Below are 22,953 nucleotides of genomic sequence, written 5' to 3' on the forward strand. Positions count from 1 at the left end.
GTTGGATCGAACCTACGAAGCGGGCGCGGGCGTGGTGTCCGGCTCTTGCGCCGCCTCTACAAAGGCATCCGCGATCTTCTGTGCGGTCTGTGCAATCTGCCACGGCCGTGCGCCGAGCGCCGAGAGGGCCGCACCGATCTCTTCGGCGGATTCGCCGGGGACGTCCCACGCCACCCGACGCAGGAACTCCGGCGTCAGCAGATTCTCGGTCGGCATCCCGAGTCCTTCGGCGACACCCTCCACGACGGGCCGCGCCGCCTTGAGCCGGGCATCGGCCTCGGGGTTGCGATCGGCCCACGCGCGAGGCGGAGGCAGAGTGTCGCTCGGCACGCGTTCGCGGGGGAGGTCTTCGGCCGCGCGGCCGTCGACGATCGCCTGCCACCACCGATCCAGCTGGCTGCGGCTGGCGCGACCCTGGAACTCCTTGACGCCGGCGAGTGCCTGCTTCGATGAGGGATTGGCCATGACGGCGGCGACCAGCGAGCGATCGGGAACGAGTCGCCCGGGAGAGACGTCCTGTTCCTGCGCGAACGACTCCCGCGCCTGCCACAGGGACCGCGCCACGGCGAGGTTGCGGGCTCCGCGGACCTGGTGCAAGCCGCTCAGGCGTCGCCAGGGATCCTCCCGCGGCGGCTTGGGGGCCCGCGACAACGTCGCCGCGAACTCCTCGGCTGCGAACTCCGTCTTGTCCTGCTCCTCGAGCTCGGCGACGAGTACATCTCGCACGTCGATGAGGTGCAGCACGTCGAGTGCGGCGTAGTCCAGCCACGAGTCCGGAAGCGGCCGTGTGGACCAGTCCGACGCCGAGTGCTCCTTCTTCAGCGTGATCCCGAGGGTGTCCTCGACGACGGCGCCGAGGCCAACCCGCTCATGTCCGAGGAGACGCGAGGCCAGCTCCGTGTCGAAGATCGTCGGCGGCTCGAGGTGGAGCTCGCGCAGCGAGGGCAGATCCTGGCTCGCGGCGTGCAGAACCCACTCCACCTGTCCGATGGCCTCCTGCAGCGGCGCGAAGTCTCCGATGGGCGGGGGGTCGAACAGGAACACCCCGGCGTCGCGGCGGAACACCTGCACGAGATACGCACGCTGCGAATAGCGGAAGCCCGAAGCACGCTCGACGTCGACGGCGACGGGCCCGGTGCCCGCGGCGAGCACAGCGCAGGCTGCGCGGAATCCCTCAGCATCAGAGATCACGGAGTATTCAGTCACGTACAGCCTTTCGCGCGCCGATCACGGCGATGCCCTCGGAACCTGGCGGAAGCCCCGCCAGCATTCCGACCAGCTCGGCCCATGCTTCGACGTGCGGTCGGAACGGGCCATCCGGAGTCCAGGACGCCCGCAATTCTATCTGTGCGCCGTCGCCCTCGACGGCGAGCGCCCCGAAACCCCGCGACAGCGTCTTCGTGGAGGTGCCGGATTCCGAGTGGTAGCCCGCGTCGCGGGAGTCCAGAGCGTCCACCAGCCACGACCACGTGACGTCTGCCAGCAGGGGGTCGGTGCCGATGTCGTTCTCCAGCGGCGCCTGGGCGAAGATGACGATGCGCCAGGCCCCGCCCCAGGCACCCGGTTCATCGGGGTCGTGCAGCAGGACGAAGCGTCCGGTGCCGTACACCGACTCTCCTTCATCGTCGGGACGCACGTCGGCGGCGAGCGCGATGGCGTACGGGGCGAGGCCCTGCGGCGTGGCGATCTCGCGCACCGTGATGTCGTCGCGGAACGCGGTCTCGCGCAATTCGGCCGTCGCGCTCTCGAAAGGGCTCCCGGCATCGGGGGGTGCGGTCACGGCAACAGGCTAGAGTCAGGAAGCGATGAAGAGTCTCAGGCACGCCGTTGCGCTCCTTGTCCCCGCGCTGCTCGCGCTGGGGGCGTCCATGGCCTTCCTGGTCTTCGGCGTCGCTCGGCGGGTCGTCACCCCGATGCGTCGCGGGGTCGATACGGAGATCCTGGCCGTCGACACGGGGGCGCAGACGATCGAGCTCACCCGCACCGTCGACACGGAGCTCCCCGGCCGCTACGGACTGTTCACGACCGGCACCTACGGCTATGTGAAGCTCGGCGCCGTGCTCAGCGCCGACGCGGTGAGCGTTCGACGGAAGCTGCTGACGCAGATCGAACCAGGCGCTCAGGTCGACCGCGGCGCGGCCTTCAGCGGGTACTACTACTCGGCACCGAGCGAGCTGCACCTGCCCTCGCAGAACGTGCTCATCGGTTCGCCCTCGGGCCCGTGCCCGGCCTGGTACTTCCCTGCCGCTTCGTCGACATGGGTCATCCAGGTGCACGGACGCGGGGCCACGCGCGTCGAGTGCCTGCGGGCCGTGCCCGTGCTGCACGCCGCCGGCCTCCCGAATCTGGTCGTCTCATACCGCAATGACTCTGAGGCCCCGCGCAGCCGGGCCGGTGCTTATGCACTCGGCGCGTCGGAGTGGCGTGACGTCGACGCGGCCATCGCCTACGCGCTGCGCCACGGAGCGGAGCGCGTGATCCTGATGGGATGGTCGATGGGCGGGGCGGTGGCCCTGCAGACAGCCGTCAACTCGGGTCATCGGGACCGCATCGTCGGCCTCATCCTCGAGTCCCCGGTGGTCGACTGGCGGACCGTGCTGCGCTACCAGGCGCGGATCGCCCGCGTCAGGGCTCCGCTGCCCGGCCTGGCGATGAGCGCCCTCGAGCGCCCTCTCACAGCACGCTTGAGCGGGGCGGACGACGCGATCTCGTTCGACCGGCTCGACATGGTCGCCAGGGCGGCCGAGCTCTCCGTCCCCATCCTGATCCTGCACAGCGCGGACGACGGCTTCGTGCCGATCGATTCGTCGTCGGCGCTGCGCGATGCGCGACCCGACCTCGTGACGATGCCGGAGTTCTCGGTGGCGCGCCACACCAAGATCTGGAACTACGACCAGACCGGCTGGAGCGACGCCATCACGCAGTGGCTGGACGCGCGCGGGTTCAGCGCTTCTGCCTGACCTGCTTCTTCGCCCGCATCAGCATCCCGGTCATGCCGCCGATCCGCAGCGGTGAGACCGCCTTGGTGAGGCCGATCGACTGCGGGTAGTCGTCCGGGATCGCGAGGACCTCGTCGGGCGTGAGGCCGGTGATGCCCTGGACGAGGATGCTGGCGAATCCGCGCGTCGTCGGTGCCTCTTCGGGCGCGGTCGCGTGCATCGTGACGACGCCGTCCGTCACCTCGACGTAGATGTACACGGGGGACTGGCACTCGGCCACGCGCTCGCACATCTCGGGGTGGTTCGCGACCTCGTCGGAGACGGGCGGGAGCTCATCCGAGTACTCGAGCAGCAGCAGGAGCCGATCGGACTCGGGGGTCTCCAGGAAACCGTCGCGGATCTCGGCGAGGATGTCAGGAACGTCGGTGGTGCTCATCCCTGACATCCTCCCACGATCAGACCGATCCGGGCTCGGCGCCCGTCACGATCGGGACGCGGACGGCGCTGCCCCATTCGGTCCAGGAGCCGTCGTAGTTGCGCACGTTCTCGAAGCCGAGCAGGTGCTTCAGCACGAACCAGGTGTGGCTGGAGCGCTCACCGATGCGGCAGTAGGCCACCACGTCGTCGCCGTCCTGCAGCCCGGCTCCGTCGCGGTAGATGGCGTCGAGCTCTGCGCGGCTCTTGAAGCCGCCGTCCTCGGCGACCGCCTTCGCCCACGGCACGCTCTGCGCGGTGGGGATGTGGCCGGCCCGCAGCGTGCCCTCCTCCGGGTAGGCGGGAGCTGTTGTGCGCTCCCCGCTGTACTCCTCGGGGGAGCGGACATCGATCAGCGGACTGCCGATGTGCGCGAGGACGTCGTCCTTGTAGGCGCGGATCACGGAGTCGTCACGCTCCACCACCGGGTAGTCGGTCGCGGGGCGCGTCGTCGCCTCGCGCGTGACCTCGCGGCCTTCGGAGATCCAGCGGTCGCGGCCCCCGTCGAGGAGGCGCACGTCCTCGTGGCCGAAGAGGGAGAACACCCACAGTGCGTAGGCGGCCCACCAGTTGTTCTTGTCGCCGTAGATGACGACCGTGTCGTCGCGGGAGATCCCCTTGCGGCTGAGCAGCGCCGCGAATCCTTCGCCGTCGACGTAATCCCGGACCACGGGGTCGTTGAGCTCGGTGTGCCAGTCGACCTTCACGGCGCCCGGGATGTGCCCCGTCTCGTAGAGCAGCACGTCTTCGTCGGACTCCACCACCACGAGCCCCGGTTCACCCAGACGCTCGGCGAGCCATTCGGTGGTCACGAGACGGCCGGGTTCGGCGTACTCGGCGAACTTGGGGGAGGAGGAATCGAACTCGATGGCCATGGGTTCTCCGAAGCATTGAGCGGACGAGGGTGGACGTGCAGACGGCGTAATGTGGAGCCGTCCCTTCGACGATAGATCCCCGCAGTGCGCCCTGCGCCCGATTCGTAAGACTTCGACACAGGCCGGCACCCTACTCAGGACTGAGATGACCGACACGACCAGCAGCACGGGCTCGGTGCATCTGACCGATCGCCAGCCCGCCGTCACCGGACCCGAGATGCTCGCGAGCCTGGTGCCGCCGCCGCAGTTCGACACGGCCACGTTCGACAGCTATCGCGCGGATCCGGCCTTCCCCTCGCAGGAGGAGGCGAAGGAGACGCTGATCCGATTCGCCGGCCCCGGCGCACCGGTCAAGCGCGGCGGCTTCTTCAGCCGCGCGAAGAAGGAGCCCGAGGTCAAGCCGGGCGTCTATCTCGACGGTGGATTCGGTGTGGGCAAGACCCACCTGCTCGCGTCGATCTATCACGCGATGCCCGCCCGACGGAAGTACTTCGGCTCATTCATCGAGTACACCGCCCTCGTCGGAGCGCTCGGATACAAGAACACGGTCGACCTGCTCAAGGGTGCGGATCTGCTCTGCATCGACGAGTTCGAGCTCGACGATCCGGGCGACACCATGGTCATGACCCGTCTGCTGGGAGAGCTGGTCCCGACGGGCACGAAGCTCGCGGCGACCTCGAACACGCCGCCGAACGCGCTCGGCGAGGGGCGCTTCGCGGCCCAGGACTTCCTCCGCGAGATCCACGCGATGTCCGACAGCTTCCAGACGATCCGCATCGACGGCGTGGACTTCCGCCAGCGCGCGCTCGACGGTCACGCCGTCGTCCTCGACGACGAGGCCTACGCGGCGGCATCGGCGGGCGCGATCGGTGCCGGCGCGGCATCCGACGACCGCTTCGACGATCTCATCCGCCATCTGGCCCAGGTGCATCCGTCGCGCTATATCCGCCTCATCGACGGACTCGGGCAGGTCGGTCTGCGCGGCGTGCGACAGCTGACCGACCAGTCCGAGGCGCTGCGCTTCGTGGCGTTCGTGGACCGCGTGTACGACGCTCAGATCCCGATCATCGCGACCGGTGTCGGACTGGACACGGTTTTCTCCGACGAGATGCTGGCCGGCGGATACCGCAAGAAGTACCTGCGCGCCATATCCCGACTGAATGCCCTCACGCATTCTGCGTGAGCCTGCAGGCCCGCGTAACGCGATGTTCACATTCGGAGCCACCCTGTAACAGCGGGGAAACAAACTTCACGCCTGCGCGAAACGGCGCGTCGTCACACTGAAGCTCTCAATTACTTCGGATGTGAGGTTTTCCTATGGATGCTCCCGGCAACATCTCGTGGGCGATCACCGCGACAGCGCTGGTCCTGCTCATGACGCCTGGCGTCGCCTTCTTCTACGGCGGTCTCGTCAAGGCGAAGAGCGTCGTCAGCATGATGATGATGAGCTTCGGCTCGATCGGCCTTGTCGCCGTGCTGTGGATTCTCTTCGGCTTCTCGATGAGCGCCGTCGACAGCCCGACCGCCTTCGCCGGCAACCCCTTCGCCGACATCGGCCTCTCGAGCCTCGCCTCGGGCGAGGGATCGAACGTCGCCCTGCTCGGTGTCGCATACGGCGCCACCTTCGCGATCATCACCGTCGCCCTGATCTCCGGCGCCATCGCCGACCGTGCGAAGTTCGGCAGCTGGCTGATCTTCGCCGGCGTCTTCGCGACGGTGGGCTACTTCCCGGTCGCCGCCTGGGTCTGGGGTGGCGGATGGATCATGAACCTCGGCACCACGCTCTTCGGTGAGGAGAGCGGCATCGGCGTGATCGACTATGCCGGTGGTACCGCGGTGCACATCAACGCGGGTGCTGCGGCTCTCGCCCTCGCCATCGTCCTCGGAAAGCGCATCGGCTTCCAGAAGGGCATCCTGAAGCCGCACAACGTGCCGCTGACGCTGCTCGGCGCCGCACTGCTGTGGTTCGGCTGGTTCGGCTTCAACGCTGGCGCCGAGTGGCTGGCGGAGGACATGGGCGGTGTCGGCCTCATCGGTCTCAACACCCTCGGTGCGACGGCTGCGGCCATCCTCGGCTGGATCCTGATCGAGAAGATCAAGGACGGAAAGCCCACGTCGGTCGGCGCCGCGTCCGGTGCTGTGGCGGGTCTCGTCGCCATCACCCCGGCGTGCGCGAACCTGACGCCGGGCTGGGCGCTGCTGCTGGGTCTGCTGGCCGGTGTGGTCTGCGCACTGGCGATCGAGCTGAAGTTCCGTCTCGGCTTCGACGACTCGCTCGACGTGGTCGGCATCCACCTCGTCGGTGGTCTGCTCGGCACCGTCTACCTCGGCTTCTTCGCCTCGGAGACCGGCCTGTTCGTCGGCGGCGACGCCCGTCAGCTCGCCGTCCAGGTGATCGCGGCTCTGGGCGTGCTGATCTACTCCTTCGTCGTCGCCTTCATCATCGGCTTCGCGATCGAGAAGACCATCGGCTTCCGCGTCACGAACGAGGACGAGATCGCCGGTGTCGACCTGGTCGTGCACGGCGAGGAGGGCTACGCGCTCGCGGACGCATGACAGCGGTTAGGGTGACCGTGTGAGCAAGACCGACGGCATCCTCGCAACACTCGCGCAGATCCTGCAGAAGATGCTGGGGTCAGACCGGGCGTCTCGGACACCAATTCGTCCGAGGCGCCCGGATGCGCGTCTGCGGCCGACAGCGGACACGAAGGAATCCCGACCGGCCTCGGTGCCGGGTGCCGGCACCACGACGATCCGAGTCGACCCCGACCAGATCGACGATCTCTCGATCGGATACGCACCGGAGCCGGACGGCGCTCCGGATGCCGGCGAGATCGTCTGGACCTGGGTCCCCTACGAGGAGAACGACGGGCGGGGCAAGGACAGACCCGTGCTGGTCATCGGCCGCGCGTCGCGGGATCGCGTCTACGCGGTGCGCATGACCAGTAAGGCGCACGACGGCGACCGCGACTACCTCTCCATCGGATCCGGGTCGTGGGATTCGCAGGGACGGGAATCGTGGGTCGACATCGAGCTGCTCTACAGCGTGCACGAGCGCGGCCTCCGTCGTGAGGCCGCCGTGCTCGACCGCCGGCTCTACGACCGCGTGACGGGCGCTCTCAGACGCCGCTACGGGTGGTCTGCAGCGGGTTGAGTGCAGGGAACGCCTGCAGCACCATCTCGACGAGGTCCGAGAGCGGGCGGGTCAGCGGGTCGGTGGCCGGAAGACCGAGGTCGAGCTCGATCTCGTCGATCGCTGCCCCGAGCTGGTCATCCGTCAGATTCTCATGGTTGACCGTGATGCCGATGACGCGGGTGTCGGCGAAGGCCTCGATCAGCGTGACCTCGCTCGCGACCGTGGGCATCTTCACCATCGGGAAGTCGCCGAGGTTCACGCGTCCCGGGGCGTGCTGCACGATCACGCCGGCCGGCTGACTGCCGCGGAGGATGTGCGCGGAGGTGATGTAGGCGGGGTGACTCAGCGCGCCCTGGCCCTCCACGATGATCACGTCGGGGTCTTCACCCTCGAACGCCGCGACGACCTGATTCTCGACCTCGCCGGAGCAGAACTGCGGCACGAGTGCGTCGAGGGCCACGCCGTACTTGCCGCCCTGGATGATCGTGGTCTGTCCGGTGCCGACCATGACCGCGTGGATGCCATGGTCGTTGAGTGCGCGGACCAGGAGAGTCGCGGTGGTGCGCTTCCCGATGGCGCCGTCCGTGCCGAGGATCGCGATCCTCGGGCAGGTGACGTCGAAGATGCGGCCGGAGAACAGGTGGAGATCCTTCTTGTCCTTCGGGCGGCGGATGTCGGTGATGGTGACCCTGGCGAGCAGGCTCGCGGCCACGAACTCGGCGTCGTCGGTGAGGAACTCGTGGAGGCCGTTGATGATGTGCATGCCGCGGGCGATGCCGTCGAGCAGCACGGTGCGCTGGTCGGCGGACAGCAGGCCGTCGGCCGGAGCGACGCCGCAGATGAGGTAGTCGGGCACGCGACCGGCGTGCGCGATCGCCGAGGCGAGATCGCGGAGCACGGGGATGCCGTTCGGGGTGCGGTCGAGCAGCTTGCCGGCATCCGCGCCCGCATGTGTGCTGTCGATGACGCTGAGGATCTCGTACTTCTCGGAGTGACGGACGAGGCCGTTGGCGGTCTTGCCGTCCTGCTCGCCGAACTGGCCCTCGCAGTAGATGACGGCCGTCGTTCCCTGCGGGAGCGGGAACGGTGCAGCCCACTCCTCAGCGGACGGACTACTCGAAGACGACGGGAAGGACGGTACAGACATGGCGCTGCTCCTCGGATAACACAGAGGAGGCGACGGAGAACGAAATGGCCCAGAAGGCCCGTTGGTCGACAAGAAGTCTTCCCTGACGTCGACGAGATGCCGACCTGATCACAGTAGCAGCGTGGTCTGAGACCCGGCCGGGAGCCGTCCGCAATCCGATTCGGAGGGTGCGACGAACCATCTGTGAGCCGCGATCGCGGCGAAGCACAAGGAGGAATCATGCGTTTCATTCCCACCAAGGTCCACGGCATCCTCGACTACATCGTGGGCGTGGCACTCATCGCTGCACCGTGGCTGTTCGGCTTCGCCGGCATGGGCGGCCCGGCCGTGATCATCCCGATCGTGCTGGGTGTCGGCCTGATCGTCTACAGCCTGTTCACGAAGTACGAGTGGGGTCCCTTCGGTTTCATCCCGATGCCCGTGCACCTCGTGTTCGACATCGTCGCGAGCCTGTTCCTCGCCCTCTCCCCGTGGATCTTCGGATTCTCCGGTGAGGCCCTCAACGTCTGGTTGCCGCACGTCGTCGTCGGTGCTGCCGTGATCGTGGTCGTCCTGTTCTCGCAGCCCCAGCCTGCGAGTGCGAAGGGCCGCGTCGCCACTGCCTGAGCATCGTCGACGAGGGATCGTCGGGTCGCCGCCTTCGAGCGCGGTGGCCCGACTTTCTCTTTGTCCTCGACTTCCCGCCCTATCGCTCACCGCGCAGGGCATCGCTGAACCACCGGGCGTAGAGCTGCCACGGGTCGCCCACAGTGCGCAATGCGGTGACGTGGGTGCGCAGTTCGGGAGTGAGCGTGAACCATTCGCCTCCTTCGCGGATGCCGGCATACTCCCGGTGCCTCTGCTGCTCGAGAGAGCGGTCGCCGCGTTCGAACGCGAGGAGTTCCTCGTGCCGGATACTCGCCAGACGCTGCCGAGGGCGACGGCTCGTGCCGATCTTCACGCGACGATCGAAGCGCAGGTAATAGACCACGTCGACCTGCGGCAGCGGGAGATCACTGTCGGGGACGTCGCCGTATCGCCATCCGCATGTCACGCAGATCCATGCCGCGCCCACGCGCGCCCCCGAGGCTCCTCCGCAGAGGTGGCAGGGGCCCGGCAGCACGGCGTTCGGAGACATGCCCGGATGCTACGCCGGGCGTCGGACAGCGCCGCTCGCCCCCGGTGCTCCTGCCATAGACAGAGGGCTCGGCGCCAGCCCCCTCCGAAGGGCGGCGAAACTCGGCAGACTCGGCACATGGTGTTCATCGGATTCCATGCCTCTCACGAACAGATCGCGCCGAGTGCGCTCCTGGATGCCGTCGTCGCCGCCGAGCGGGCGGGCTTCGACGGCGCGATGTGCTCCGACCACCTCGCGCCGTGGAGCATCCGGCAGAGCGAGTCGGGCTTCGCCCTGAGTTGGATCGCCGCAGCGCTTGCGCGGACCGCCTTCCCGATCGGGATGGTCAATGCGCCCGGCCAGCGCTATCACCCGGTCATGATCGCGCAGGCTTTCGCGACGATCGAGGAGATGTTCCCCGGCCGTTTCTGGGCGGCGATGGGGAGCGGCGAGGCTCTCAACGAGCACGTCACCGGGGATGCCTGGCCTCCGAAGGCGACCCGCAATGACCGACTGCGCGAGAGCGTCGATGTCATCCACCGCCTGATGGACGGCGAGCTGGTCGACCATGACGGTCTGGTCCGCGTGCACCAGGCCAGGGTGTGGAGCCGACCGTCCCAGCCGCCGCCCTTGTTCGCGACCGCCGTGAGCGCGGAGACCGCCCGGTGGGCGGCATCCTGGGCGGACGGTCTCGTCACGGTCGCACAGAAGCCGGAGGCCCTGCGCGAGGTCGTGAGCGAGTACCGGGCGGCCGGCGGCGTCGGCCCGTGCGCACTGCAGGTGCATCTGAGCTGGGCGCCCAGCGATGCCCAGGCGGTGCAGATCGCGCGGGAGCAATGGGCCAACGGCCTGCTCTCGCCGCCGGTCACCTGGGATCTCGAGCAGCCCGAGGACTTCGAGCGCGAAGTCGGGGAGGTCGACGATGCCGAGATCCGCAACGCGGTCCTCGTCGAGCATGACATCGCCTCGTTGGCCGCGCGCATCGCGGACCTCGTGGACATCGGGTTCGATCGCGTCTACCTTCACCACGTCGGGAACGTCCAATCGGAGTTCCTCCGCCTCGCGGCATCCGACCTCATCCCTGCGCTCAAGGAGCAACTGTGAAGATCACGGACACCAGCGACCTGTGGTGGAAGACGGCCGTCGTGTACTGCCTCGATGTCGAGACGTTCCTCGATTCGAACGGTGACGGCGTCGGCGACCTTCAAGGCCTCTCCCAGCGGATCGACTACCTCGCGCAGCTCGGCGTCACATGCCTGTGGCTCATGCCCTTCTACCCGACGCCTGATCGAGACGACGGCTACGACGTCAGCGACTTCTACGGCGTCGATCCGAGGCTGGGCCATCATGGAGACCTGGTCGAGGTCATCCGCACGGCCCGGGATCGCGGCATCCGCGTCATCGTGGATCTGGTGATCAATCACACGTCCGACCGGCATCCGTGGTTCCAAGCAGCGAAGCGCAGCGTCAACTCTGCGTATCGCGACTACTACGTGTGGCGCGACGATGCTCCGCCGGCGGGGCAGAAGAACACCGTCTTCCCGGGACAGGCGAACGGCATCTGGGGCAAGGACGAGAAGTCGGGGCAGTGGTACCAGCACAGCTTCTACGAGCATCAGCCCGACCTCAACATCGCCAACCCGCGTGTGCGCGACGAGATCGCGAAGGTGATCGGATTCTGGTTGCAGCTCGGCATCTCCGGCTTCCGTGTCGATGCGGTGCCGTTCCTGCTCGAAGTGCCCCGGGGCGCCGACATCCCGGAGCCGCACGATCTGTTGCGCGACATCCGCCGCTTCCTGCAGCGCCGGTCCAGCGAGGCGATCCTGCTCGGCGAGGTCAACCTGCCTTACGACCAGCAGGTCGCCTACTTCGGCGGGGAGGCCGCGGACGAGCTGACCATGCAGTTCGACTTCGTCGGGATGCAGGCGCTGTACCTGTCGTTGGCGCGCCGCGATCCCTCTCCGCTGGTGCAGGCGCTCACCTCCCGTCCGCGGCTCGGGACCGAGGTTCAGTGGGCGAACTTCCTCCGGAACCACGATGAACTCACCCTCGACAAGCTCAGTGACAGCGAGCGCCAGGAGATGTTCGACGTGTTCGCACCCGATGAGCGGCAGCGGGTCTTCGGGCGGGGCATCACTCGCCGCCTGCCCACGATGCTCGAGGGCGACCCGCGGCGCATCCGGATGGCGTACAGCCTCCTCTTCACGCTGCCCGGCACGCCGGTGCTGTTCTACGGCGAGGAGATCGGGATGGGCGAGAACATCGACATCCCGGGCAGAGAGTCGGTGCGGACCCCGATGCAATGGTCGGCGGATCGCAACGGCGGGTTCTCGGACGCCGCCCCCTCGCGGTTGGTCAGCCGTCCGCCGGCGGGCGGCTTCGGTCCCCAGCATGTGAACGTGGCCGCTCAGCTGGAGGACCGGGGATCCCTGCTGCACTTCCTCCGAGATCTCACGTCTCGCTACCGCATCTCACCGGAGCTCGGCTGGGGGAGTCTCGAGATCATCGATCGCTCCACCCCGGGTCTTCTCGTGCACTCGCTGACCGCCGAGGTCGGGCGCGTCATCGCGATACACAATTTCTCCGAGGTGCCGGTCGACACGGTCTTCCGGATCGGCGATGAACCGGAAGGCACCACGCTCGTCGATCTGCTGGAGCCCGCTCGCGTGCCGATGGGGCCGGCGGGCGAGGTCGAACTCGAAGTGCCGGGATTCGGGTACCGGTGGCTGCGGGTCTCGCGTCCGGGTGATGGCCGTGTCACCTGACTTCGGCGCGGCGAGCGCCTCGCGGAAATCGGGCAGGCGATGAGGCGGGGTGCCGTCGGCCCGGGAGTCGTCGCGGCCATCTCGGTGCTCGTACTCGGCCTGAGCGCGTGCACCGCCGGACCGGCGTCGAGGCCCGGGACATCTGGAGGCTCTGGTTCCGAGTTCTCGGGTTCTCTCGACGCTGATTTCGAGGTGGTCGCGAGGGATCTCGACGTCCCGTGGTCGATCGCCTTCCATGACGGGTCGGCACTGATCAGCGAGCGGGATTCCGCGCGCATCGTCGAGGTGGATGAGGACGGGGATGTCCGCGAGGTGGGCGTCGTCGACGGCGTCGCGGCGGCCGGAGAGGGCGGACTGCTGGGCATCGCCGCGCACGACGGGTACCTGTACGCGTACTTCACGGCGACGGGGGAGAACCGCATCGAGCGGTTCGCGCTCACCGGCGACCGCGGATCATTGGCTCTCGGCCGGTCCGAGACCGTCATCTCCGGGATGGATGCCGCCGGCAACCACAACGGCGGACGCATCGCGTTCGGTCCCGACGGCATGCTCTACGCGACCGTCGGAGACGCAGGAGACCCGTCGGAGGCGCAGGACCTCGACTCCTTGTCGGGGAAGATCCTCCGGCTGACTCCCGAGGGAGAGGTGCCGGAGGACAATCCGTTCGAGGGGTCTCCGGTGTTCAGTTACGGGCATCGCAACCCTCAGGGCATCGCCTGGGCCGAGGACGGCACCCTGTACGCGAGCGAATTCGGCCAGGACACCTGGGATGAGTTGAACGCGATCGAGGCGGGTGGCAACTACGGATGGCCCGAGGTGGAGGGCATCGCCGACCGGGAGGGCTTCATCGATCCGGTGCAGCAGTGGAGGCCGGACGAGGCGAGTCCGAGCGGCATCGCCATCGTCGACGGGTCCGTCTTCATCGCCAATCTGCGAGGCGAGCGGTTGCGAGAGGTGCCGGTGGCGGACGTCTCCGCAGCGGCGGAGTACTTCGTCGGTGAACTGGGCCGCCTGCGCGACGTGGTGGCCGCGCCCGATGGGACGCTCTGGATACTCACCAACAACACCGACGGGCGGGGGAGCGCCGCGGAGGGCGACGATCGTGTCATCCGCATTCGGGTCGGGTAAAGCACGGCGGGGTCTACTTGTCTCGACGCCGCTTCACTCCCCGTGGCACCCATTCCCACCAGAGGAAGTGGTGGTCGCCCTGCTCCACGTCGAAGACTCGCCCGCAGACACAGCACTCGCACACGTAGGTCATCGACCAGGCCGGTTCGCTCGTCGACAGGGTCGTGGTGTGTCCGGCATCCGCTTCTTTGCCGGGGTCGTAGGCGAGAAGCCCGGGATAGTTCGCGCACCAGCAGGCGCCTGCGCGATAGTTGTCGAGCTTCGCGACCGCGTGCTCGAAGTTCGCCTGGTTGGAGCGCACGAGACCGCCGAGGTCGACGCGATCGGCTGCGTGCCGGATGCGGGGGAGCGCGGCCACCAGGGGATCGAGGACCGTGGTGTCTCGAGAGGCGATCGTCTCCCATGTCGCGTGCATGATCCTGCCCGGATCCTGTGACAGGAAATCATCGAGAAGGGACGGCACGTCGCCACGATAACAGCGTCGCACGGTAGTGCGTGAAGAGGAGATGTGGTGGGCGATACCGGACTCGAACCGATGACCTCTTCCGTGTGAAGGAAGCGCGCTACCAACTGCGCCAATCGCCCATACCCGCGGGGTACGTCAACCGATACTACCCGACGCTCGGAGCCGGTGAGGACACCCGCTGCGGACACGCGCGAGAAACGTTTCCGGTTTTGACACCGGCCGATCATCGGCTAATGTTTCATGAGTGCCCGGGACAACCGGGAACGAAATGCGGATGTAGCGCAGTTGGTAGCGCACAACCTTGCCAAGGTTGGGGTCGCGAGTTCGAGTCTCGTCATCCGCTCGAGTGCAGAGGGTTCCTCCGGGAATCCTCCGCACGTGGGGTCAATCCACACGGTGGCGTGGCCGAGCGGCTAGGCACCGGCCTGCAAAGCCGTTTACACGGGTTCGAATCCCGTCGCCACCTCACCTGAAACTGAATAGCCCCGAAACGGGCGCGATTGGCGCAGCGGTAGCGCGCTTCCCTGACACGGAAGAGGTCACTGGTTCGATCCCAGTATCGCGCACACTGAAACCCCCGGATCTCCGGGGGTTTTTTCGTGTCTGGGGCGTGCGGGCGACCCGGCGCGAGAATCGGCGCTGAGGTCCAGCGGCCTGCCGCCGCATCCCTTCACGCCGCGACAGGCCGCCGGTGTTGCGGAGGCTCAGCCGCGCCGTCCCCAGACGCGCGACCCCATCCGCAGCGATCGACGATATGCCGACAGGCGCGACGAGTGAAGGGGGTACCGATATATCGCCGGGTTGGGTATGTTGACGCCTAGATCGCAGGAAGCAGCGATCTCACGGGCCGGTGAAGTCCCCAGCAACACCGGCTGGTGGCCCCGAGGGTTCCCCAGACCTGCCGGGGCCACCCCTCCCGCTTCGCCCGTGACGATCACGCGTCCCTGCTCGGTGGGGAATAGCCGCACCTCGCAATTGCGAACGCCCGAATGCGCGCGATACGCTCCAGTTTCAACCGATATACAGGAGTGCAGATGACCGCGGCATACGAGACACCCGGGACGAACGACGGCACGAGTCGCCGCAAGCTCATCAGGACCGCGGTGTGGTCGGTTCCCGTCATCGCGGCCGCTGTCGCGACGCCCCTTGCTGCCGGGTCTGTATAAGTTCTGACTGCCAGCAACGAATGTCCCGCGCCTGTTACTTCTGTCGGCAATGTGCGGGAACACCGTCCCAGTCTGAGAGCTCGAGCTCGGCAAAGGGATAGATGTGCAGGTCAATTACGACCCGTGACAGCCTCCGTCGTGTGAGAGAACTCCAGTAAGTCTCCTCGCGGCATGCAGTTCCGAGCACCGTGTCGCCACACGAAAAGAACCCCCGGTCTCCCGGGGGTTCTTCGTGTACTCGACAGGCGCCGATCAGCCTCCGGACGGGTTCTCCAGGGGCTTGCCGTCGTCGTCGGTGGTCTCGTCATCGAGGAGATCCTGCGTGTCGTCGGGGGCGCCTCCGGATGCCGTGTCGGCTTCCTCGTCTGCTCCCGGGGTTCCGTGGGTGTTCTGCGGATCACTCATGTCGTTCTCCTTCGGTCGGTGGATGTCCGACGATATTCACGCGGCCGCATATCCCGGAGGGGGTTGACGGCGACGCGGATCGGTGGCGCCGATGCGGGCGCCCCGGTTCGGTCACCTAGGCTTGAACCATGCTCGTCGCCCTGATCCGCCCCGCCGAGAAGCACGTCGCGAGTGCGGAGGGGACCGAGATCCCCGAGCTTCGCGCTCAGCTCATCGCCGAGGCCCCGCAGGGCTGGGAGCTCGCGTCGGCGCACGTCGAGATGAAGCCTGGCGGCATCCGCATCGTGGAGGGTCGGTTCGTGCGACGTGACGAGCCTCAGGAGATCGAGGCCGAAGACATGGCGGCCCTCGCTGCGAAGGTTCCCGAGGGCTGGCAGATGCTTTCGGTGCGGCGGGCCTGAGTCGACCTCAAGGTCCCTGGACCGTCCCGCGATGTCTTGGCATATTGGATGCCGGTGGCGCAAGGGGGATCCGCCGCCCACGTCCTCCGTCATAGTGTTCACGAGTGAACGATCCCCACTCCCTGTCCTCCGGCGTCCTCTGGGCGTGCGTAGAGGAAGGATTCCATGTCGGCAGCCGCGGCGGCGACTTCCTCGGGTACGTCGACCGTCGGCCTGACGGAAGCTACTCCGCCTTCGATGCGCGATCGCAGCCGATCGGCGCATTCCCGACGCTCGAGGAAGCGACGGCAGCGGTCTCCACGTCCCAGCCGGATGTCGGTCCCGAATCCGCGTCGGGCGGGCAACTGAAGGGTGCCATCCGATGACGACCGAGAACACCGAACTGATGTCCCTCGTATACACGAGCACCGCCTCGGCGCCGTTCCGCTCGAGCGCGTTGGACCACCTGCTGGCGCAGTGCCGGGCGCTGAACGGAGCGCGCGAGGTGACCGGGATGCTCCTCTACCGGGGCGAGCGCTTCATCCAGGTGCTGGAGGGTCCCGCCGACGTCGTGCGTCGACTCGCGCGAACCATCGGTGGCGATCCGCGTCACCGCGACATGCGGGTCCTGATCGAGGAGCCGATCGACGAACGCCGCTTCGAGGACTGGACGATGGGGTACCGGACCCTGCAGAGCGAAGCGGCTGACGCGCCGGCCGGATTCCGTGATTCGTTCGCAGACCTGGAGGAGAGCGACGAGCGCTCCACCACCCTGCGTGCGCTGGCAGAACTCACCCTCTGGTTCCGCGTGCGCGCCGAGCAGGCCGCACGGGTCTGAACTCGCACCCGGCCTCTGGGGACCTCCACCGTGCGGGAGCGATGCTCACTGCTCCGCGCGGGCCGCGCGATTGAGGTACCACGCAGCGAACCGCCACCCTGCCAACCCGCCGGCGACGAGAGCGAGAACAGCACCGCCTATTCCGTATGTCAGTACTCCGGCCACGAGGAACAGCACTATCACCATGAATCCGTTGCCGACCGGACCAAGGCTGCCCGGCAGCCAGTCCGGACGGAGAGCGAGGACGTCCAGGCTGCCGGTTCCCAGAAGAATGGCGAGGAGGTTCGCGCCGATCAGCGACAGCCCCGCGAGCCACAGGAGGTTGAGTCCGCTCAGGTCATCGGGTGCGATGAGGATCGCCGCGAGGGTCACCGCCGCAGCTGAGGACAGCACGAAGGTCGCCAGCGCGACGCCCAGGACGGTTCCGTCGCTCTGGAGTATCGCGGGGGCGAACAGCTCCGGCGCCGATGGCCCGAGGACAGACGTGATGATCGCGGGAAGGAAGAGGAGCACGTAGGGAACGAAGGTGTCGAACCACTGCGTCGGTGGCGGTGGGTGGATCGACACGGAAGAGGAGGCGCCATCCGCATCCCGCGTCACGAGCGCGCCCCCGCCCATCTGAGTGAGTTCTTGACGAGCCTGCTGGACAGCTGAAGGCCTGCTGACGTGCGTCGCGATCAATCCACCCTCGGGTTCGCTCGCAACCTCCCAGCCACCTGACGCAGCGCGCACATATCGAACGTTGTCAACCATGCCGACCCCCAGTGCCGACGCCCCACCGATCATCGGTGATCGGTGGCGGCGGTCTTGCCACTGATAGTGGCCCTCTACGCTCGAGGCGTCAAGGCTCCGGCGCGATGGTCCGCGCGATCACGTGCCCCGGGGGGCGCGCTTGACCTCGTCGTATGCGGTGAGCGCGGCCTTGCGGGTCGCGCCCAGATCGACGATCGCCAGCGGGGGCGCGTCCGACGCCCACTGCGAGATGTAGACGCCGTCGGGGTCGAACTTCTTCGCCTGGAGCTCGGGGTTGAAGATGCGGAAGTACGGCGCCGCGTCCGCACCGGATCCTGCGACCCACTGCCAGTTGAAGGGGTTGTTCGCGTCGTCGGCGTCGACGAGGGTGTCCCAGAACCACTCCTCGCCGAGACGCCAGTCGATCAGCAGGTTCTTGATGAGGAACGAGGCCGTCACCATGCGCACGCGGTTGTGCATGTACCCGGTGTGCCAGAGCTCTCGCATCCCGGCATCCACCAGGGGCACCCCCGTCTCGCCGTGCTGCCAGGCGTCGAGCAACGACGGATCGAGCGGAGGCCAGGGGAAGGCATCGAATTCGCGCCGCAGGTTCTTCGTCGCGAGTTCGGGGAAGTGGTAAAGCGTGTGCCAGGCGAACTCGCGCCAGCCGAGCTCGGAGAGGAACCGCCCGGCGCCCTCGACGCCGACCGCTTCGTGCCACACGGTGAACGGGCTCACCTCGCCCCAGCGCAGCCGCGGTGACATCAGCGACGTCGCTCCGGCGGAGGGCCGGTCGCGCGCCCGGTCGTACGCGGGGAGATCGTCGGTGAGGAACTCCTTCAGTCGACGTCGGGCGGCCGGTTCGCCGGGCTCCCACGTCTCGCGCAGGCCCCCTGCCCAGTCGGGGCTCGTCGGGAGGAGCTCCCAGTCCTCCAGCGCGTCGGATGCCGCGGGCTTCGCGACGCCGTCGATCTCGCGAGGCTCGGGCAGCGGAGCACGCGGAGCGGGGAGCGCGAGGCACGCCCGCCAGAACGGCGAGAACACCGAGTAGTGCGTTCCACTCCCGGTCGTGACCGTCCACGGTTCGTGCAGGAGCGAGCCGGCGAAGGACGCCACGACGATGCCGTCAGCCCGGAGCGCGGACTTGATGTCGGCGTCCACCGCGCGTTCGGGGCCTCCGTACCGGCGATTCCAGAAGACCGCCCCGGCGCCGGAGTCCGAGACCAGGTCGCGGATCACCCGGTCGGCGGGCCCGCGCCGCAGTATCAACTTCCCGCCGCGCTCGCTGAGCCGCTCGCCGAGGGAGGCGAGCGAGTGGTGCAGCCACCACCGTGCGGCGCCGCCGAGCGGGCGGATGCCGTCTGACTCCTCGTCGAGCACGAAGACCGCGAGGATCGGCTCCCCTCTGTCGATCGCGGCGCGCAATGCGGGGTTGTCGGCCAACCGGAGATCGTCGCGGAACCAGACGAGTGAGGGTGAGGTCATATGCCTGTGCCTTCCAGGATGAGACGGGGTCAGCGACGACGCCGACGGGGCGGTTCGGCCGTGGCCCAGAGCGCCCAGAGCACCAGCAGCGGTTGGAGGAAGAGGCGCCCGAGGCGACGGCCGTCGGTGTCGAGCCCCGGCGTCGAGCGGCGGGTGCGCCACTGGTGGATGTTCCCCGGAAGCACGGCGACGAAGAACGCGGCGGTCGCCCACCCGATCCGCCGACGCTCGCGGGGGAGCGCGATGAGGCCGGTGGCGAGCGCGATCTCCGCCGCTCCCGACGCGAGCACGATGGTGTCCTTGTCGAGCCGGGTGATCTCCACCGCCCAGTCGGGCACGACGACGCGGAAGCCGCGCGTGGAGGAGAAGTGCATGACGCCGATCGCGCCGAGGGCGATGGCGAGGGTCCACCGGGCGACTGCTCTCATGCCTTCACGCTACGGGATGCCTCGGTCATTCGGCGGATCGCGCTCATACCCAGGAGGCACGCGAGGTTGCTACCCCGGTAGCTGTCGGCGGCACGGCCGCGTACCTACGCTGAGGCCATGCGCTCACCTCTCCTCGTCTCCACCGCCTCGGTGCTCCTCGTCGTGGCATCCGCTCTGACCGGCTGCGCCGCGCTCGATCCGGGCAAGCCGGTGACGGAGGAGCGTTCGGTCACCGATGTGGTCGCCGTCGAGCTCGACACCGACGGTGACATCAGGGTCCGGGTGGGTGCGACGCCCTCCCTCACCGTGACGGCCGGCGCGCACATCGTCGATCGGCTGACCGCGGAGGTCGATGACGGGGTTCTCCGACTCGGGATGACGGGCGAGCCGATGCTGCGCAACGGTGACATCCGCTACGAACTGACGGTGACGTCTCTCGAATCGATCGCCGTGTTCGGCTCGGGGGATGCATCGGTCGACTTCTCCGGCGCGGTCGCACCGACCGTGTCGGTCCGCGGGTCGGGCGACGTCGAAGCGAGCGGTATCGACGCCTCCGAAGTGCAACTCACAGTCGATGGATCCGGTGGGATCGACGTGAGCGACGTCCAGGTCGATACTCTGACCGTCCGCGTCGACGGTTCCGGAGGCGTGACGATCGACGGCGCGGCCGAGGCCCAGCACGTCGAGCTGAACGGCGACGGCGGCTACGAGGCCGCAGATCTCCGCAGTGCGCGCGCCGTGGTCACCGTGCACGGCGCGGGCGGCGCGTCGGTCAATGTCGACGACGCGCTCGACGCCGTGATCGACGGCAGCGGCGACATCTCCTTCGTCGGAGACCCGGTGGTCTCGGAGGATGTCTCCGGATCCGGCGAGATCGAGCGCGGCTGAACAGACCGGCCGCTCTTCCAGCGGTCCGGAGCGGGCGGCCATACGAGTAACCTGGGTACCGACCCAGATGGAGAGTTTCTGTGCCTGAAAACGCCCGGCCGCACGACGGCTTCGCCCTGTTCACCGATCGAAACGTCGTCGCGATGCGCGTCAACGGCGACCTGAAGGATCTCGCCACGACGGTGACGGATGCCGATGAGGTCGAGCCGGTCACGATCGACAGCCAGGACGGCCTGAACATACTCCGCCACTCCGCCGCGCACGTGCTCGCACAGGCGGTGCAGCGGATCAATCCGCAGGCGAACCTCGGCATCGGCCCGCCCATCACCGACGGCTTCTACTACGACTTCGGCGTCGAGACTCCGTTCACCCCCGAGGACATCAAGGCGATCACCAAGGAGATGCAGCGCATCGTCCGCGAAGGGCAGCGCTTCGTCCGTCGTGTGGTCACCGACGAAGAAGCCCGTGCCGAGCTCGCGAACGAGCCCTTCAAGCTCGAACTGATCGGCCTCAAGGGCCCCGGTAAAGAGGTCGCCGAGGGTGCCTCGGTCGAGGTCGGCGAGGGCGAGCTGACGATCTACGACAACACCACTCGCGACGGCGAGGTCGTCTGGAAGGACCTCTGCCGCGGCCCGCACCTGCCGAACACCCGCATGATCGGCAACGGCTGGGACCTCACCCGCATCGCCGCGGCCTACTGGCGCGGCAGTGAGAAGAACCCGCAGCTGCAGCGCATCTACGGCACGGCCTGGCCGACCAAGGACGAGCTCCGCGCCTACCAGCACCGTCTCGAAGAGGCGGCGAAGCGCGACCACCGCCGTCTCGGCAAGGAACTCGACCTCTTCTCGTTCCCCGAGGAGATCGGCTCGGGCCTGTCGGTCTGGCATCCTCGCGGTGGCATGATCCGCGGCGAGATGGAGCAGCATGCCCGCAAGCGGCACATCGAGGGCGGCTACACCTACGTGTACACGCCGCACATCTCGAAGGAAGACCTCTTCCTCACCTCGAACCACCTCGTCACGTACAAGGAGGGCATGTTCCCGCCCATCGTGATGGACGAGGAGCGCGACGACGAGGGCAACATCACCAAGCAGGGCCAGGACTACTACCTGAAGCCCATGAACTGCCCGATGCACATCCTGATCTACAAGGAGCGCGCGCGCAGCTACCGCGACCTGCCGCTGCGGTTCGCTGAGAACGGCACGGTCTACCGCAACGAGCTCTCCGGCGCCCTGCACGGCCTCACCCGCGTGCGCGGCTTCACGCAGGACGACTCGCACCTGTTCGTGACGCCCGATCAGCTGGAGGAAGAGGTCTCGAAGGTCCTCGACTTCATCCTCTCGATGCTGCGCGACTTCGGGCTGAACGACTTCGAGCTCGAGCTCTCGATGAAGGACGACGAGAAGTCGAAGTGGATCGGCTCCGACGAGTTCTGGGAGTCGTCGACCGATGCCCTGCGCCGGGTGGCCGTCGCATCCGGTCTCAAGCTCACCGAGGTTCCCGGCGAAGCGGCGTTCTACGGCCCGAAGATCGACCTCAAGACCAAGGACGCGATCGGCCGCACCTGGCAGCTCTCGACCGTGCAGGTCGATCCGAACCTGCCGGAGCGCTTCGACCTGGAGTTCATGGACAAGGACGGGCAGAAGAAGCGCCCGATCATGATCCACCGCGCGCTGTTCGGCTCGATCGAGCGGTTCTTCGCGATCCTGCTCGAGCACTACGCCGGCGACTTCCCGGTGTGGCTGTCGCCGCTGCAGGTCGTGGGCATCCCCGTCGCCGAGGAGTACGCCGACTATCTGGGCGACGTCATCCGCACGCTGCGCGATTCCGGCGTCCGCGCCGAACTCGACACGTCGGATGACCGGATGCAGAAGAAGATCCGCAACCATACGACCGGCAAGGTGCCGCTGCTGCTGATCGCGGGGGAGCAGGACCGCGCCGCCGGCACCGTCTCGTTCCGCTACCGCGACGGCACCCAGGAGAACGGCGTCCCGATCGCGGACGCGGTCGCCCGCATCCGCACCGCCATCGATTCGCATGTGCTCGTGCAGACCGCCGCGGACCTCGTGTGACGACCGCAGAGGACGGCGGGCTCCTCGCGGGCGTTCCCGACGAGTTCCAGCGGCTGTGGACCCCGCACCGGATGGCCTACATCCAGGCGGGCCCGGAGCCGCTGCGCGAGGAATGCCCGTTCTGCGAGGCTCCGAAGCATCCGGACGCGGAGCGGTTGATCGTCGCGCGCGGTCAGACGGCGTACGTGCTGCTGAACCTGTTCCCGTACAACTCCGGTCACCTGCTCGTGTGTCCGTATCGCCACATCGGCACCTACGACCAGGCGACGCCCGAGGAGGTCGCCGAGATCGGCGCCCTCACGCAGACCGCGATGCGGGTGCTGCGCGAGGTGTCGCGGTGCGACGGGTTCAACATCGGCATGAATCAGGGCGCTGTGGCAGGGGCGGGGGTCGACGGGCACCTGCACCAGCACGTGGTGCCGCGCTGGACGTCGGACGCGAACTTCTTCCCGATCATCGCGAAGACCAAGGCGCTGCCGCAGCTTCTCGGCGAGGTGCGCGAAGCCGTCGCGAACGCCTGGCCGCACTAGGGC

General features: G+C 67.7%; 26 protein-coding genes and 4 tRNA genes. 18 read left to right on the forward strand and 12 right to left on the reverse strand.

Features of this window, described 5'->3' with window-relative positions; translation table 11 throughout:
• Positions 1–12 precede the first annotated feature (12 nt).
• Both QFZ21_RS01890 and QFZ21_RS01895 read right to left on the reverse strand, forming a co-directional pair.
• The gene (locus tag QFZ21_RS01890; RefSeq protein WP_307373866.1) at positions 13–1,206 is read right to left on the reverse strand and encodes a ribonuclease D; all 1,194 of its coding nucleotides are present in this window, start codon (positions 1,204–1,206) and stop codon (positions 13–15) included.
• Complete coding sequence (locus QFZ21_RS01895) at positions 1,199–1,780, reverse strand: DUF3000 domain-containing protein (RefSeq protein WP_307373867.1); 582 nt, start codon at positions 1,778–1,780, stop codon at positions 1,199–1,201. The genes QFZ21_RS01890 and QFZ21_RS01895 overlap by 8 nt, the downstream gene beginning before the upstream one ends.
• Before the next feature lie 25 nt (positions 1,781–1,805).
• Between QFZ21_RS01895 and QFZ21_RS01900 the strand changes: the two genes are divergently transcribed.
• Positions 1,806–2,960, forward strand: a complete 1,155-nt coding sequence (locus QFZ21_RS01900) for a S9 family peptidase (RefSeq protein ID WP_307373869.1) — start codon at positions 1,806–1,808, stop codon at positions 2,958–2,960.
• On the opposite strand, the gene QFZ21_RS01905 is transcribed toward QFZ21_RS01900, so the two are convergent.
• Positions 2,944–3,375 (reverse strand): SufE family protein, encoded by a 432-nt coding sequence (locus QFZ21_RS01905; protein ID WP_307373871.1) that lies wholly within the window; start codon positions 3,373–3,375, stop codon positions 2,944–2,946. The two genes, QFZ21_RS01900 and QFZ21_RS01905, sit on opposite strands and share 17 nt — an antisense overlap.
• 19 nt (positions 3,376–3,394) lie before the next feature.
• Positions 3,395–4,288, reverse strand: a complete 894-nt coding sequence (locus QFZ21_RS01910; protein ID WP_307373873.1) for a sulfurtransferase — start codon at positions 4,286–4,288, stop codon at positions 3,395–3,397.
• A 145-nt stretch (positions 4,289–4,433) separates the two neighbouring features.
• On the opposite strand from QFZ21_RS01910, the gene zapE reads away from it, so the two are divergent.
• From zapE to QFZ21_RS01925, 3 genes are all read left to right on the forward strand, one after another.
• Positions 4,434–5,471: a cell division protein ZapE gene (gene zapE / locus QFZ21_RS01915; protein ID WP_307373875.1), complete on the forward strand. Its 1,038-nt coding sequence runs from the start codon at positions 4,434–4,436 to the stop codon at positions 5,469–5,471.
• Between the two features lie 134 nt (positions 5,472–5,605).
• Complete coding sequence (locus tag QFZ21_RS01920; RefSeq protein WP_307373876.1) at positions 5,606–6,844, forward strand: ammonium transporter; 1,239 nt, start codon at positions 5,606–5,608, stop codon at positions 6,842–6,844.
• 19 nt (positions 6,845–6,863) lie between these two features.
• Complete coding sequence (locus QFZ21_RS01925; RefSeq protein WP_307373878.1) at positions 6,864–7,442, forward strand: type II toxin-antitoxin system PemK/MazF family toxin; 579 nt, start codon at positions 6,864–6,866, stop codon at positions 7,440–7,442.
• Here the strand turns inward: QFZ21_RS01925 and QFZ21_RS01930 are convergent.
• Entirely contained in the window at positions 7,408–8,571 is a 1,164-nt protein-coding gene (locus tag QFZ21_RS01930; RefSeq protein ID WP_307373880.1) for a DUF1611 domain-containing protein, read from the reverse strand. The genes QFZ21_RS01925 and QFZ21_RS01930 overlap by 35 nt on opposite strands.
• A gap of 219 nt (positions 8,572–8,790) precedes the next feature.
• Between QFZ21_RS01930 and QFZ21_RS01935 the strand changes: the two genes are divergently transcribed.
• Entirely contained in the window at positions 8,791–9,177 is a 387-nt protein-coding gene (locus tag QFZ21_RS01935) for an SPW repeat protein (protein ID WP_307373883.1), read from the forward strand.
• 79 nt (positions 9,178–9,256) lie between these two features.
• On the opposite strand, the gene QFZ21_RS01940 is transcribed toward QFZ21_RS01935, so the two are convergent.
• A complete protein-coding gene (locus QFZ21_RS01940) occupies positions 9,257–9,688 on the reverse strand; it encodes a GIY-YIG nuclease family protein (RefSeq protein WP_307373885.1) in 432 nt (143 codons plus the stop codon).
• A 117-nt stretch (positions 9,689–9,805) separates the two neighbouring features.
• Between QFZ21_RS01940 and QFZ21_RS01945 the strand changes: the two genes are divergently transcribed.
• The 3 genes from QFZ21_RS01945 to QFZ21_RS01955 all read left to right on the forward strand — a co-directional run bounded on the left by QFZ21_RS01945 (position 9,806) and on the right by QFZ21_RS01955 (position 13,560).
• Entirely contained in the window at positions 9,806–10,771 is a 966-nt protein-coding gene (locus QFZ21_RS01945; RefSeq protein WP_307373888.1) for a TIGR03885 family FMN-dependent LLM class oxidoreductase, read from the forward strand.
• On the forward strand, positions 10,768–12,432 hold the full coding sequence (locus QFZ21_RS01950) for an alpha-amylase family protein (protein WP_307373889.1): 1,665 nt from the start codon (positions 10,768–10,770) through the stop codon (positions 12,430–12,432). The genes QFZ21_RS01945 and QFZ21_RS01950 overlap by 4 nt, the downstream gene beginning before the upstream one ends.
• Before the next feature lie 192 nt (positions 12,433–12,624).
• Positions 12,625–13,560, forward strand: a complete 936-nt coding sequence (locus QFZ21_RS01955; RefSeq protein ID WP_307373891.1) for a sorbosone dehydrogenase family protein — start codon at positions 12,625–12,627, stop codon at positions 13,558–13,560.
• Positions 13,561–13,573: 13 nt separating this feature from the next.
• On the opposite strand, the gene QFZ21_RS01960 is transcribed toward QFZ21_RS01955, so the two are convergent.
• Together QFZ21_RS01960 and QFZ21_RS01965 are read right to left on the reverse strand one after the other, a co-directional pair.
• The gene (locus QFZ21_RS01960; protein ID WP_307373893.1) at positions 13,574–13,975 is read right to left on the reverse strand and encodes a hypothetical protein; all 402 of its coding nucleotides are present in this window, start codon (positions 13,973–13,975) and stop codon (positions 13,574–13,576) included.
• A 94-nt stretch (positions 13,976–14,069) separates the two neighbouring features.
• A tRNA-Val gene (locus QFZ21_RS01965) sits at positions 14,070–14,145 on the reverse strand.
• Positions 14,146–14,296: 151 nt separating this feature from the next.
• Here QFZ21_RS01965 and QFZ21_RS01970 point away from each other — a divergent pair.
• The 4 genes from QFZ21_RS01970 to QFZ21_RS01985 all read left to right on the forward strand — a co-directional run bounded on the left by QFZ21_RS01970 (position 14,297) and on the right by QFZ21_RS01985 (position 15,192).
• Positions 14,297–14,369, forward strand: a tRNA-Gly gene (locus QFZ21_RS01970).
• 52 nt (positions 14,370–14,421) lie between these two features.
• Positions 14,422–14,492, forward strand: a tRNA-Cys gene (locus QFZ21_RS01975).
• A gap of 28 nt (positions 14,493–14,520) precedes the next feature.
• Positions 14,521–14,592: transfer RNA gene (locus tag QFZ21_RS01980), tRNA-Val, on the forward strand.
• A gap of 468 nt (positions 14,593–15,060) precedes the next feature.
• Positions 15,061–15,192, forward strand: coding sequence for a hypothetical protein (locus tag QFZ21_RS01985; protein ID WP_307373895.1), 132 nt, complete (start codon positions 15,061–15,063; stop codon positions 15,190–15,192).
• A 252-nt stretch (positions 15,193–15,444) separates the two neighbouring features.
• Here QFZ21_RS01985 and QFZ21_RS01990 read toward each other — a convergent pair whose 3' ends face one another.
• A complete protein-coding gene (locus QFZ21_RS01990) occupies positions 15,445–15,597 on the reverse strand; it encodes a hypothetical protein (RefSeq protein ID WP_307373897.1) in 153 nt (50 codons plus the stop codon).
• Between the two features lie 128 nt (positions 15,598–15,725).
• Between QFZ21_RS01990 and QFZ21_RS01995 the strand changes: the two genes are divergently transcribed.
• The 3 genes from QFZ21_RS01995 (at position 15,726) to QFZ21_RS02005 (ending at position 16,815) form a co-directional block, all read left to right on the forward strand.
• Positions 15,726–15,998, forward strand: a complete 273-nt coding sequence (locus QFZ21_RS01995; RefSeq protein WP_307373899.1) for a hypothetical protein — start codon at positions 15,726–15,728, stop codon at positions 15,996–15,998.
• A 104-nt stretch (positions 15,999–16,102) separates the two neighbouring features.
• The gene (locus QFZ21_RS02000) at positions 16,103–16,363 is read left to right on the forward strand and encodes a hypothetical protein (protein WP_307373900.1); all 261 of its coding nucleotides are present in this window, start codon (positions 16,103–16,105) and stop codon (positions 16,361–16,363) included.
• Positions 16,360–16,815, forward strand: a complete 456-nt coding sequence (locus QFZ21_RS02005) for a BLUF domain-containing protein (RefSeq protein ID WP_307373902.1) — start codon at positions 16,360–16,362, stop codon at positions 16,813–16,815. Before QFZ21_RS02000 ends, QFZ21_RS02005 begins: the two co-directional genes overlap by 4 nt.
• A 45-nt stretch (positions 16,816–16,860) precedes the next feature.
• Here QFZ21_RS02005 and QFZ21_RS02010 read toward each other — a convergent pair whose 3' ends face one another.
• The 3 genes from QFZ21_RS02010 to QFZ21_RS02020 all read right to left on the reverse strand — a co-directional run bounded on the left by QFZ21_RS02010 (position 16,861) and on the right by QFZ21_RS02020 (position 19,460).
• The gene (locus QFZ21_RS02010; RefSeq protein ID WP_307373904.1) at positions 16,861–17,382 is read right to left on the reverse strand and encodes a hypothetical protein; all 522 of its coding nucleotides are present in this window, start codon (positions 17,380–17,382) and stop codon (positions 16,861–16,863) included.
• Positions 17,383–17,685: 303 nt separating this feature from the next.
• Positions 17,686–19,032 (reverse strand): deoxyribodipyrimidine photo-lyase, encoded by a 1,347-nt coding sequence (locus QFZ21_RS02015; protein WP_307373906.1) that lies wholly within the window; start codon positions 19,030–19,032, stop codon positions 17,686–17,688.
• Positions 19,033–19,061: 29 nt separating this feature from the next.
• On the reverse strand, positions 19,062–19,460 hold the full coding sequence (locus tag QFZ21_RS02020; protein WP_307373908.1) for a hypothetical protein: 399 nt from the start codon (positions 19,458–19,460) through the stop codon (positions 19,062–19,064).
• 117 nt (positions 19,461–19,577) lie between these two features.
• Here QFZ21_RS02020 and QFZ21_RS02025 point away from each other — a divergent pair, with 117 nt between their 5' ends.
• From QFZ21_RS02025 to QFZ21_RS02035, 3 genes are all read left to right on the forward strand, one after another.
• The gene (locus QFZ21_RS02025; RefSeq protein WP_307373909.1) at positions 19,578–20,348 is read left to right on the forward strand and encodes a GIN domain-containing protein; all 771 of its coding nucleotides are present in this window, start codon (positions 19,578–19,580) and stop codon (positions 20,346–20,348) included.
• Between the two features lie 143 nt (positions 20,349–20,491).
• Positions 20,492–22,420, forward strand: a complete 1,929-nt coding sequence (thrS, locus tag QFZ21_RS02030) for a threonine--tRNA ligase (RefSeq protein ID WP_307381176.1) — start codon at positions 20,492–20,494, stop codon at positions 22,418–22,420.
• Positions 22,417–22,950, forward strand: coding sequence for an HIT domain-containing protein (locus QFZ21_RS02035; RefSeq protein WP_307373911.1), 534 nt, complete (start codon positions 22,417–22,419; stop codon positions 22,948–22,950). Before thrS ends, QFZ21_RS02035 begins: the two co-directional genes overlap by 4 nt.
• The last annotated feature ends 3 nt before the right edge of the window (positions 22,951–22,953 follow it).

The sequence above is a fragment of the Microbacterium sp. W4I20 genome (assembly GCF_030816505.1).
Lineage (GTDB): Bacteria > Actinomycetota > Actinomycetes > Actinomycetales > Microbacteriaceae > Microbacterium.